Raw genomic sequence first — 240 nt, 5'->3', positions numbered from 1 at the left:
CGCCCAGATACGCTTCGAGCACCGCCGGGTCCTTCTGCACCTCTTCGGGCAGCCCTTCGGCAATCTTCTCGCCGAACTCCATCACCACCACCCGGTCGACCAGCCCCATGACGAAGTCCATGTCGTGCTCGACCAGCAAGATGGCCATGCCTTCGGCCTTGAGTTTCTTCAGCAGCGCCGCCAGCGCTTCCTTCTCCTTGAAGCGCAGCCCCGCGGCCGGCTCGTCGAGCAGCAGCAGGC

At 65.0% G+C, this 240-nt stretch carries 1 protein-coding gene; it reads right to left on the bottom strand.

The genetic code is table 11. The annotated features are described in order from the left end of the window. On the bottom strand, nt 1–240 hold a 240-nt coding region (locus DNK49_RS23815; RefSeq protein WP_481345691.1), incomplete at both ends, for an ABC transporter ATP-binding protein C-terminal domain-containing protein.

Source organism: Parazoarcus communis SWub3 = DSM 12120 (assembly GCF_003226565.1).
Taxonomy (GTDB): domain Bacteria; phylum Pseudomonadota; class Gammaproteobacteria; order Burkholderiales; family Rhodocyclaceae; genus Parazoarcus; species Parazoarcus communis.
Note: the sequence above shows the minus strand (reverse complement) of the source record. Positions and strands in the feature narration are given on the sequence as shown.